Here is an 11,489-nt window from a genome sequence, read left to right on the forward strand (position 1 = left end):
TGGGATTATATCCTAGATTACTGTATAGTCAATCAATTTGTTTACATTTCAACATTCCAATAATTAGTAACTTTCTTTGAATATATAAAATTAGACAAGAGTAAATCAAACTTTAAAAGTCATAGGGATTTCGAATCTGAGATAGAGATAACCTTTAAACACTCACATAGTTTTCAACTCTACAATTCTTAAAACCAACTTTTAGTGATCCTAACTAATTGCATGTTACCAAGAAAATGTAGATGCATAACACTTACCACAGTACACGGTTCATCTCTTACCAGCTTCCGCCGCCTCCGCCACCGGCGCCTCCACCAGAGAAGCCACCAAAGCTAGAGCCCATGCTATCGGCTGTACTTTTCATTTGTTCTGTTTGATAATCCAATAAATTCTCATGAATCGGTTCATACATACTTCTTGTCAACATTCTGTAATAGAAATAAGAAGAGTATGGATCTGAATAATAAGAATCATACCAATCTGGTTGTGCCAAAGGAATCGTACTAAATTTCTTTGTCCACATTTCAGATAGCCCAAAGACCATCGCATATGGAATGACATCATAATAGTATGAAGGATTTTCTAAAGATAATCTTTCCAATTGTGGTACTTCTGCCTTTTCAACAAAGTCTTTAAAGCCTAATAGCTCAGGAGCTACACTTTTGAAGTAGTTACTTACCACATTAAATTTAGAAATCAAAAAAATTGGTAGTGAAACAACCACAATGCCTATCATCATAAATTCAAATGGAACAATACTTAGAATCGAATCACATTGTCGATATATAAAGTATACAAGAATCAAAATAAACGCAATACTCAAAATTTTCTTTAATACACCAAGTTTATTCTTGTTAAATACATTTGTTGCAGCTGCAGAATAATTTAAGACCATCATAAGCACAAAGCTAAATGTTGCTAAAATAGTTTCAATCAAATTATCAAGGATACTATATCTTGTATTCAATAAGATACTTACAATCATACAAATCATTGCTAGAATGGTTGTCACAAAACCATGATCAATAGTAGAAAGTTTTTTATCTTCACTAAATTCATCATTCAAAGCTTCTTTGGCATCATCCATAGCCTTACCAAACTTACTTGATAGTTTTGATAATTTCACACTATTTTTAGTTTTAAACAATCCATTATAAATTTTCTTTTGATGTTTTAAAATCGGCGGTTCATGATTCTCTTGCTTAGTAAGAACCAAATCATCCTCTTTTTCAGAAATGGTTAAATACCCCTTACTAGCCCAATATGGAATCAAGGCCATTAAATCTTCTTGATCCACTGACTCATCTACAATCGTTCCAACCATAGCTGGATCCATATCTTTTGGTGGATAGAAATTTACAATTGGTGTGATATGCGTTTTCTTTAATAGAAATGCACGAATCAAACTATACAAACCAAATAGAATGGCCAAACCCAAAAAGATAAATGGAATCTTTGAAGTCGTTTGTTTGGCACCCACAAAATAGTTCTTTCTTAATTTACCAAAAAGAGTAATAGCTTGTTTTGCACCAATATCGTTGGCAGAACCACTAATAGAATTAGAAGTAATAATTGGAGTCACATTTAAATCATTCGATTGATTTCCTAGACTTCCACTAAAGACTTCAATATTAGACATCTCATTTTCTGTCAAAGCCTTTTCAAACTGAATATCAAAACTAAAATGAGAAATCGTGGTATCCCAATTGTTTCCAAGTACCGAGTAATAAATGAAATCCAAGTCCGAATGATAATCTTCTGGAATGACAATCGTATAAGTCAATGTATATGTGTGTGGGCCAATGATCGTATAGTCTGCACTTCCAATTTGTATCACACGATTTCCAGAATCACTATCTACTTCATACTCATCATTTAATACATTGATATCTTGAATTTTTAACTTATACTTTTCATCACGATTTATATACATCGTTTCTGGAATATTACGATAAATACCATGACGATAACTTGAAAAGTTAACATCAATCACTTCTTTCACATCAATCGTATTGTTTGAATGATATATCGCATTGACTTTATAGTCATCAATCGTATACCCACCATCATCAGCATATACATCGATACATCCAAAGCATAAAATAAATGCGAATAAGAAGGCAAAGACCTTCTTAAAATTTAACTTGAACATTTTCTCTTTCCGAAGCATTGGCCACTTCAAACATTGTCTTCTTTTCAAAATGGAATAAAGATGCCACAATATTTGTCGGAACACTCATAATCACATCATTATATTCACGAACCAAAGCATTATAGTATTTACGAGAATTTGCGATATCCTCCTCGACCTTCTTTAATTGATTTTGAAGATCCATAAAATTTGTGTTAGCCTTTAAATCCGGATATTGTTCAGCCACCGCAAAAATACCCTGAATCGCATTTGTGATCTTATTTTCACTATCCATAACATCCTTAGATGTTTTTGCCATATTTCTTTGTGCAATCACCGAACTCAATGTATCCGCCTCATGTTTTGCATAACCCTTTACTGTTTCTACTAAGTTAGGAATCAAATCAAAACGTTTCTTCAAATACACGTCCATTGTAGAAAAACCTTCATCTACCCTATTTGATAAACGAACAAGTTTATTGTAGCTAGACATAAAGAATAGTACTAATAAAACTAAAACAACAACAATAACAATAATTAGAATCATAATAAAATCCTCCTGACATGATTATACATGATTTATGTTAAAATTAGAAATAGAGAAAGGAATCGATATTATGAAATCATTTGACTACAAAACCATTTTAAAATGGATCTTACCCATTCTTATTTGTTTATCAAGCTTTTGTATGGTTGCACAAAAAACATCAACACCTAAGTTTCATGAACAATCCATTCAATATTTGGATGAAAAAAGAAATACAGTCATGACACTTGCCGCATCAAGTGCAGCCATCTCTACAGCCATTACTATTTTACCTGGAGATACAGGAACGCCTATTGCGAATGGATTGGCCGACTTAAGTAGTAAATTCTTACTTGTTCTAGGAGCTATTTATTTAGAAAAATATGCTTTGACACTCACTTGTATGGTTACCTTTAAATACATCATTCCAATAATATGTTTGGCATGGCTAGCAAACAACGTCATAAAATGGGATTGGTTAAGAATTGTATGTATTAAGATTGGTATTATGGCTTTAGCTATGTGTCTAATCGTACCTTGTAGTGTAAAACTGTCTAAGACAATAGAAGCCACCTATGAAACAAGTATTCAAGAAACGATTGATCATGCCAACAACATACAGAAGAAAATCAAAAAGGATAAAGATAATAAAAACTTCTTCGAAAAAGCAGCTGAAGCATTTTCTTCAACAGCACAAAAATATACGAAGATGTTTAATCAATCCTTAAATAATTTCATGGAAGCAACAGCCATCATGATCGTAACATCTTGTGTAATACCTATTCTTGTAATTCTATTCTTCTTGTGGTTTATCCAAACAATTAGTGGTATGACAATAAACACAAAAAGACTTACAACATTCAATCCTGTTTCTAAAGTACAAAAACAATTTATAAATCCAAAAAAATAATCTATTTGGCATCTTCGGATGCCATTTTTAATGAAAAACAAAAAAAGTAGAAGCACATGACTTCTACTTCACACTCATATATATTACCAGTCTGTCGCAATATCTAATTGAGTATCTGAATTTTGCGTAAAACTTCCAGTATCACAGACGATTCCTTTTCCTAATGAAGTTTCTACAATTGTACCTCTAGGATATTTATTTAAATCGGCTGCAACAATAATATAATCCCCCAACATTTTCGCACCATCTTCACGAACCCAATATGCATCATTGTTTCCCATACCACGCATAATGTCGATTACTCCTGACATATTTAAGTTGTAGTATGTTTCTTTACCACTTGGTCCATAATAAACACCGCCAGAGGCAGTAAGTGCATTCACATTACTAATGTATTGTGAAAGCGATGGTTGCGAGTAAACGATTTGTGTAACAGCATTATAGTTATTTTGAATGAACTGCATATCATTCAATAAATCTGGCTGTTCCATAATCATTTCTTCAACGCTCTTCGACTCTTCTTGTTTCTTGCTAGATTCTTCCTCGATATCTTGAATCTGTTCTTCGAATTTCTCTTTTAATTCTTCCGTTCCATTTTTTGTGTCTACACGCATTAAGATATTTTCATCTGTGCCATTTGACTGAGCATAGACCTTACTTTCTTCCCCAATTACTGATGATGTTGTTAGTAATGTTAATACAAATGTCGACATCAATAAACCTGAAACTAACCCTTTTCTTAATAAACTACATTCTAAATTTTCTTCTTTTATAAAGTTCAAAACACCCTCCAATCTTCCCCTTAAGCCACATAAAATACGAGGCAATTGTTGTCAAATAAATTAAAACAACAATTAATACTATACACAATTCTAAAAAAAATGCAAATTTCGGCCTAAAAAAAGGCCGTTTCAAGCCAAAAGTGGCGAGAACGACCCATTTGAAAGCGATGTTTTCAAAAACTAAAACTAAAAACCAACTACGTTTAAGATGGCTGCAATTGCCCAAATAGCTGCCATAATCAAATTCAAAATTTTACTAAATTTCTTATCACTTAAATAAGCTAGAGTGATACTGTATAAACAACAGATTGCCTCTAAAACAACAATTACCATCAATGTGTTAAATGTACTAAACATAAATCTCTTCCCTTCTAAACATTTTTATAATCTTGCACATTTTGTGTCATTGCCACATTGCGCTGTCTTTCTAGATTTATATCTAGATGGGATGCATCAAGAATAACACGGATCATATCTTGATAGTTATTCGCATCAAAGACAAAATCTGGCAATACATACTTACGATTATGAATCGTTTGATTAAATCCAAGAATCAACAGGTTATGTAAGAATGCTTCTTTAATGGCATCTACGATTTCATTTTCATAATTGATATCTAAATAATAATCGCAAGTGTTAAACAAATTCAGTATTTCACTCGCCTTGCATCCTGGATACAAGTGTACATTATCATATTTTTCAAAAGACATCAACTTTTGTGACATTTCTGTTAATGCACAAACATGAAATTTCATATTTGGCATACTCACAACTAGTTCATTCAATTTTTCAATACGGTCTGAATTTGTACAAATCAATATATTATTTGTATGTTGATTCTCTTTTTCAAAATTATAGACAAAACCAAGTGGTTTCACAATATCCCTATTTGCCCCTAATTCAATAAGCTTTTCATACGCTTCCTTTTTCTGAACATAAATCTTAGAAGTTCTTCTAGAATGACCATCCAGAATAACCTGCATATTTCCAGGAATATCCTCGCGATATCCTTCTTGCCAGAATAAGACATCACTATGTTCTTTATCTTCTAAACTTTCAGATACAAAGAATGGGTTTGATAAGGAATTATAGAATAGTCTTGTTGGATGTATATCTAATTCAGTAAATAAATGCTTCGCAAATTCCACTTTATTCTTAAAGATATATACTTTATTATTTTGATTTAAAATAATGTCATGTGTGACAAAGTTTTCAACCACTTTTTCATTGCCAGACACATCATAATAACTACGAGATACAAGCTGACCTTTTTTATTAAAAATTGTCTTGGCATATATGAACCCATCTTGATTATAATGATCACTTACACGAACAACATGCATATCATCATACCAATCTACAATCTTCACAAGTCTTTTATGTAAAGGAGATGCGAAGAATATCTTACCTCTTTCATGATTCAAATCAAAGACTTGACCACCTGAATTACTCGCCTTGATTTCCCAATAATCCGGTACATCAATTTGATTGAAATAGCGAGCTTTTCCTCCTTCTTTTTTACCACAATAATACGTATAAATACTTGTCACATCATCTGGTAAAAAGCCTTCATCACTAAAAGTGAAAACCGGACCATCAAAGCCAGAAGTTCTAAAGCTTTGATACAACATTTGACTCTCTTCTTCAAAATTTTCTAATAATAAAACTGGAGTTTCTAACATACAGCTTCCCTCCATTTTTCTTGTACGTTACAAGTTAAGAAATCCTTAGCTACTTCATAAGATACAGAATGACACTTCTCTAAGTCTTGTTTAAATAAATCCACAATACCTTTTCTTAAAGCCTCAATCTTATCCTTATCCTCTTCAGGTAAAGATATTAAATATCCATTTTCACCATTTCGAATAAAAGTAGGATTTCCATAACGAACATCAAAACCAATGATTGGAAGTCCTCCACCAACGGCTTCCATTAAAGTAAGTCCAAAACCTTCACTTGTACTTCCGGCAATATAAGCCTCATAGTTTTGATACACTTCACTCAAATCATGTTGACCCATTAAATGAATATAATCAGAAGCATTATTCTCTCTAATAATGGTTTCAAGCTTTTCTCTTTCGCCACCCTCACCATAAATATCCAATGATAATTCTGGCACTTCACTACGCGCTTGAATGACAGCCTTACAAATCCAATCCACATGTTTTTCACTAGCCAAACGACTTGCCGTAATCAATGAGAAAGGTTTTCTGTTTTCTTTTGGATACTTCAATTCCGGTAGGGATCCTACTGGAATGGTATATACACAAGGAGTTACACCATAATATTTTTCAAATTGTTGAACCATCAAATCACTCTGTGCTCGTGTTGAACAAATATAGAAATCAATATGTTTATGCATATTAAATTCATACTCATAGAAATTATTCCATAAAATATAATCGTCATTTGTATCCTTTTCACTAAAGTGATCCGCATGCACGACTGTACCCACTCTTGCAGGTTTACAATTCATAAGAATGGATTGACCAATCTCTGTAGAACGATCAATTAATACTACATCATCTTTCGTTAAATGCAATTGAGATACCATATATCCCACAAATTCTTCTTTCGAACAAAGAATCTTATCCTTAAACTTATACATCACACGATCATCATCAATGATTTCTTCATAGGCAACACTACCATTTTCATTAAAGAAACGGCGATGATATAAATGAGCCTTATTATCTAATGGTGCATAATATTCTGAATACACACGTCCATATGTAAAATAATCTTTTCGAATTAAAAATCCATTTGAAACCATTTCTACACGATGCACAAAATCATCATGATCATTAACCATATAAGCTGTATAAAAGTTATTACTTCCACCAAACACATAACGACAAATCTTGCCTTCTCTTGTTTTTGTATAATTTAAATCTGTAAATGTCTTTTCTAAATCACTTAAAGTATAAGTGACAGGTGCTGTTTTAAAATCCGTAAAGAACGTATATAGCCAAATAACTTCCGAATCTAAAAAACCAATATTCTTCGTCATATGTTCCATATTTTCAGAAGGAAACATATCTGTAAATACAAACTTGGTATCGACACCAATATTACGAAACATTCGAGCACGATAGATCTGGGCATATTCAACACCACTACTTGCCCAGCCAATGCCTAAATTAAAATTATAAATCATAACCCCAAAAACTCCTTTCTTTAAGGATACAATATAATCATTTCATTGTCTTTACCAAATGACACTTCTCCAAGTAAAATATTACGAATCATCGCCTTTTTTATCGATTTTTCCATATCTTTAAAAGAAAGTCTAGCCTCCCTTTGGTATTCATATAAAAGATTACGCTGCGCCGTAGAACGACCAGAAATGGCTGCCTGTAACTGCTGCAAGTAGTCAACCTCTTCAATCCAACCATCATCTAAAGCTTTTAATGTACAAAGACGGCAATATTCCGAGAAACGATTTCCCAATAATTGTTTCTTATCCTTAAATGCCATATCTGCATACTGTTTTAAATAATCTTTTTTATTGGTAGAAGAAATTGACAATTCTTTAAGTCGATATGACAAATTATCTAAGATATATCGATACATTGTTTTATCATCCATATTTTTGCAGTCTTTGGCAAATTCATTGATATTATTTAAATAAATCTGCTTAAGGACATTCTCATCTAAGCTTTTTCCATCCAACAAATCATTACGAATTCTATACATTATTGTTCTTTGACGCTGCGTAACACTATCATAATCCACTGAATTTTTTCTTTGAAAAACAGCAGATTCATCCTTTATTTTTTGAGCTTTATTTATTAAACGCTTGATTCTTCTTTTTGAAATATATTTGTCCTTTTCTATATATTTCTCCAAGAAATCATCACCTAAAATTTCACATACATCATCCTCTAATGAAGTATAGAAAATCGATACGCCCGGTTCTCCCTGACGTCCTGCACGACCTCTTGCCTGTCTTTCATCGCGTGTATTACTCATTCGTCCAACGCCTAATACACAAAGACCACCTAATTCTTTTACTCCAGGTCCTAAACGAATATCCGTACCACGACCCGCCATACTTGTAGCTACTGTCACAACATTTTTTTGACCAGCCTCTTTAATAATTTCCGCTTCCCAGAACGCATTATTCGCATTCAATACACTATGCTCAATATTTTCCTGCACCAATAATTTCGACAACATTTCCGTATCCGAAATCAAAGACGCAATCAATAATACGGGCTGTCCAGTTTTGTGTCTTTTTACAGTTTCCTGAATGACCGCATCAAACTGTTCTTCACTCGTTTTAAAATACTGATCCGGTAAATCAATACGAGCTAAAGGTTTATTTGGTGGAATAACAACAACTTGTTTGTGATAAACTTCTAAAAGCTCCTCTTTACCATTGGCAATCGTTCCACTCATACCTGACATCTTTGGAAATAAATTAAACAAATTTTGATACGTAATACTCGCAACCGAACGTTGTTCTTGACTTAACTTCAAATGTTCCTTTTCTTCAATCGCCTGATGAGATCCACCACGAAGTTTCATACCTGTCATTTTACGTCCAGTACTCTTATCTAATAGAACAATTTCACCTTTATCTGTAATCACATAATCCGTATCTTTTTCCAACAAGAAATGCGCACGTAAAGCTAAGACAATATGTCTTAAAAAATCATAATTTTCCTTACTATATAAATTTTCAATACGGAAATAACGCTTCGCATATTCAATTCCTTTATTGGTCAACCATACCTTTTTATCTTCAAGTTCATAATGCACATCTTCAACTAATGTTGTCACAAAAAAATCAGTAATACCATATAAATTGGATTGAACACGAGGAGAACCCGAAATAACTAGAGGCATACTTGCACTATCTAATAATACAGAATCCGCCTCATCAATAATTACGTAATAAAAATCTCGCATAAAGCGATCTTCTTTAGACTGTACTAAGTTATTTAATAAATAATCAAAGCCCAAAGAACCATGAGTTGTGTATACAATATCCGCATCATAGACATCCTTTTTTGAATCATTATTTATTTTTTCATTTGTATCACGCTTTACACCTGCTTCTACATTCAAACCTAAAAACTTATAGACTTGACCCATCTCTTCGGCATCACGAATGGCCAAATATTCATTGGCCGTCACTAATATTGAGCTTTTACCCGTCAATCCATTTAAATATAAAGGCATTGTTGCCGTTAAAGTCTTTCCTTCACCCGTATTCATTTCGCATAAATAACACAAATGAAGTGCAATACCACCTAAAATCTGTACATCATAAGGAAACATACCTAATACACGATAATCCGCCTCACAACATACCGCAAACGCTTCTGGTAGAAGATCATCTGTTGTTTCTCCATTATTTAAACGTTCTTTGAATTCCAACGTTTTATTCTTCAATTCAAAATCACTAAGTTCTTTAACCTTTTTACACTCCTCTTTGACTTTACCCAAAAGAAAGTGTAATCTCTTATCAATTTTATTCATTTTACCCTTCCTTTTCTGTAATCACAAAAGAATGAAAATGCATCTTAGTACCACCCGCATTAATCAGCTGTACACGATAGCTATATGTTTTTAAAGGACACTTAAAATCCATTTCCGGTTCACGAATAATTAGTGTACCCGCCTCATTTTCATAACGATCATAGAACACCATTCGTATTAAATACGATTCAAAATCACTCATATTCACTTGAATATGATAAGAACTCTCACCATCAATAATAGGTAAGGAAGGTTCTGTACGCATCATTTGATAGTTTACTTTGGAATACCATTCCTTAATAACTGTTCCCGGAGGCATTAATTCATTTTCAAATTCAATATCTTCACGAGAATGAAACCAAATCTTAGATCCATATAAATAGGTTCCAAACGTATCTTCATTCCATATAACTTTCCAAGCCTTATTCTTCATCTGGTTCACCTCGATTAAAATCCGATTTCAAAATATCATCATATTGTTTTTTAAACCACGCAACAATACTATACGTATCATCATTGTGCCTTCCATGTACACCTTTACCAATCACTTCAACACCCACATCATCAATATGGGAAATCAAACGATTGTAGGCTGTCATATCATAATCATCTTCTAACATATATGAAATAATAAATTTTGTATGTGACCAATCCGTTTGATCAAACAAATCCCAAAAACGATGATTCAATGCATCAATTGGCTTTAAACTCATATCCCCATAATTCTTTGACAATACATCTAATGAAGTAGGAAAACCTCCTGGTCTAGAAATACGTTCATTATTGGCCATATCACCCAAGCTAGCCAATGGTTTACCCAATAAAATCGCATGCGGCCTTAATTTACAACCATTATATAAAGCTCCAAAAGTTCCCATAGAAAGTCCAGATAAAACAAGTTGGGAACGATCAAAGCCAAGTTGATTTAAACAATCTTCAATACCTGAAACAACATAATCCTCATATTCTTTGTCTCCCAAATAGAAGGCTCCACCCTCTAGTCGAGCTTCAGAAATCAACAAAAATGGTGTTCCCATATTTCGCATCATATAGAAGCCTTCAAAACCTTCTTGTGTCTTGTAACCACTAAAATATACATTTAATGGTGGTTTCATATCTCCTGGATCAAAGTACATAAAGACTTCTTCACGCTTAGACGTAACCTTACGGATTCCTCCAGGTAAAAAAGATCCATATTCTTTACGAGAATGACGATCATGTAAACCTACTATTTTTAATTTCCCCTTACCCTTTGCGAGTAAAGAAATAAATACAGGACCGTCTATCTTATCATTACTTAAATGAACAATTAAACTTAAATCTTTTTCCGAATAAATCCAACGATTCTGTAAAGATGAAAGTGAACCACCTTCAAACTGTTCGATTTTCAATTCAATTGAAACAGACTCATCCTTTTCGTATTCTAACCATAAATCTAAAGTTTGACCTTTAAATAGAGGGATATTATACCTCCAATATGCCACTTGATAAAAATCATCTCCATAATCACCCTCAAGTTCAACACCTGTATATCCATTCCAGAAAACACTACCTTTAAAGCTTTGCGAAATAGACAATGCTTGAGGGACAAATTTCTCACCATAGGAATGCGAATAGAAAAGCTGTATATCCTTATCAATAAATGTTTGTAGA

At 33.0% G+C, this 11,489-nt stretch carries 10 protein-coding genes; 1 reads left to right on the forward strand and 9 read right to left on the reverse strand.

Going from position 1 to position 11,489, the window contains the following annotated elements; genetic code table 11:
* Nucleotides 1-277: 277 nt before the first annotated feature.
* Together EUBIFOR_RS06730 and EUBIFOR_RS06735 are read right to left on the reverse strand one after the other, a co-directional pair.
* Nucleotides 278-2,152, reverse strand: a complete 1,875-nt coding sequence (locus tag EUBIFOR_RS06730) for a DUF2207 domain-containing protein (RefSeq protein WP_003865227.1) — start codon at nucleotides 2,150-2,152, stop codon at nucleotides 278-280.
* A complete protein-coding gene (locus EUBIFOR_RS06735) occupies nucleotides 2,133-2,678 on the reverse strand; it encodes a LemA family protein (protein ID WP_003865228.1) in 546 nt (181 codons plus the stop codon). The genes EUBIFOR_RS06730 and EUBIFOR_RS06735 overlap by 20 nt, the downstream gene beginning before the upstream one ends.
* A 34-nt stretch (nucleotides 2,679-2,712) precedes the next feature.
* Here EUBIFOR_RS06735 and EUBIFOR_RS06740 point away from each other — a divergent pair, with 34 nt between their 5' ends.
* Nucleotides 2,713-3,567, forward strand: a complete 855-nt coding sequence (locus EUBIFOR_RS06740; RefSeq protein WP_003865229.1) for a hypothetical protein — start codon at nucleotides 2,713-2,715, stop codon at nucleotides 3,565-3,567.
* A gap of 83 nt (nucleotides 3,568-3,650) precedes the next feature.
* Here EUBIFOR_RS06740 and EUBIFOR_RS06745 read toward each other — a convergent pair whose 3' ends face one another.
* The 7 genes from EUBIFOR_RS06745 to asp2 form a co-directional block, all read right to left on the reverse strand.
* Nucleotides 3,651-4,349, reverse strand: coding sequence for a hypothetical protein (locus EUBIFOR_RS06745; protein ID WP_040466273.1), 699 nt, complete (start codon nucleotides 4,347-4,349; stop codon nucleotides 3,651-3,653).
* Nucleotides 4,350-4,535: 186 nt separating this feature from the next.
* Nucleotides 4,536-4,706, reverse strand: a complete 171-nt coding sequence (locus EUBIFOR_RS12740) for a hypothetical protein (protein WP_003865231.1) — start codon at nucleotides 4,704-4,706, stop codon at nucleotides 4,536-4,538.
* 14 nt (nucleotides 4,707-4,720) lie between these two features.
* Complete coding sequence (gene gtfB / locus EUBIFOR_RS06750; protein WP_003865232.1) at nucleotides 4,721-6,031, reverse strand: accessory Sec system glycosylation chaperone GtfB; 1,311 nt, start codon at nucleotides 6,029-6,031, stop codon at nucleotides 4,721-4,723.
* Nucleotides 6,025-7,506 (reverse strand): accessory Sec system glycosyltransferase GtfA, encoded by a 1,482-nt coding sequence (gene gtfA, locus EUBIFOR_RS06755; protein ID WP_003865233.1) that lies wholly within the window; start codon nucleotides 7,504-7,506, stop codon nucleotides 6,025-6,027. Before gtfA ends, gtfB begins: the two co-directional genes overlap by 7 nt.
* Nucleotides 7,507-7,526: 20 nt before the next feature.
* Nucleotides 7,527-9,836: an accessory Sec system translocase SecA2 gene (gene secA2, locus EUBIFOR_RS06760; protein WP_003865234.1), complete on the reverse strand. Its 2,310-nt coding sequence runs from the start codon at nucleotides 9,834-9,836 to the stop codon at nucleotides 7,527-7,529.
* Between the two features lies 1 nt (nucleotide 9,837).
* Complete coding sequence (asp3, locus tag EUBIFOR_RS06765) at nucleotides 9,838-10,269, reverse strand: accessory Sec system protein Asp3 (RefSeq protein WP_003865235.1); 432 nt, start codon at nucleotides 10,267-10,269, stop codon at nucleotides 9,838-9,840.
* A partial coding sequence (gene asp2 / locus EUBIFOR_RS12950; protein ID WP_003865236.1) for an accessory Sec system protein Asp2 occupies nucleotides 10,259-11,489 on the reverse strand: 1,231 nt, incomplete at its 5' end. The genes asp3 and asp2, both read right to left, overlap by 11 nt.

Origin of the sequence: Holdemanella biformis DSM 3989, assembly GCF_000156655.1 — a bacterium.
Taxonomy (GTDB): Bacteria; Bacillota_I; Bacilli_A; order Erysipelotrichales; family Erysipelotrichaceae; genus Holdemanella; species Holdemanella biformis.

Bases quoted from the DNA above. Each gene is read 5' to 3' on its own strand.
- EUBIFOR_RS06730 (WP_003865227.1), bottom strand. From the start codon at position 2,152: ATGTTCAAGTTAAATTTTAAGAAGGTCTTTGCCTTCTTATTCGCATTT.
- EUBIFOR_RS06735 (WP_003865228.1), bottom strand. From the start codon at position 2,678: ATGATTCTAATTATTGTTATTGTTGTTGTTTTAGTTTTATTAGTACTA.
- EUBIFOR_RS06740 (WP_003865229.1), top strand. From the start codon at position 2,713: ATGTTAAAATTAGAAATAGAGAAAGGAATCGATATTATGAAATCATTT.
- EUBIFOR_RS12740 (WP_003865231.1), bottom strand. From the start codon at position 4,706: ATGTTTAGTACATTTAACACATTGATGGTAATTGTTGTTTTAGAGGCA.
- gtfB (WP_003865232.1), bottom strand. From the start codon at position 6,031: ATGTTAGAAACTCCAGTTTTATTATTAGAAAATTTTGAAGAAGAGAGT.
- gtfA (WP_003865233.1), bottom strand. From the start codon at position 7,506: ATGATTTATAATTTTAATTTAGGCATTGGCTGGGCAAGTAGTGGTGTT.
- secA2 (WP_003865234.1), bottom strand. From the start codon at position 9,836: ATGAATAAAATTGATAAGAGATTACACTTTCTTTTGGGTAAAGTCAAA.
- asp3 (WP_003865235.1), bottom strand. From the start codon at position 10,269: ATGAAGAATAAGGCTTGGAAAGTTATATGGAATGAAGATACGTTTGGA.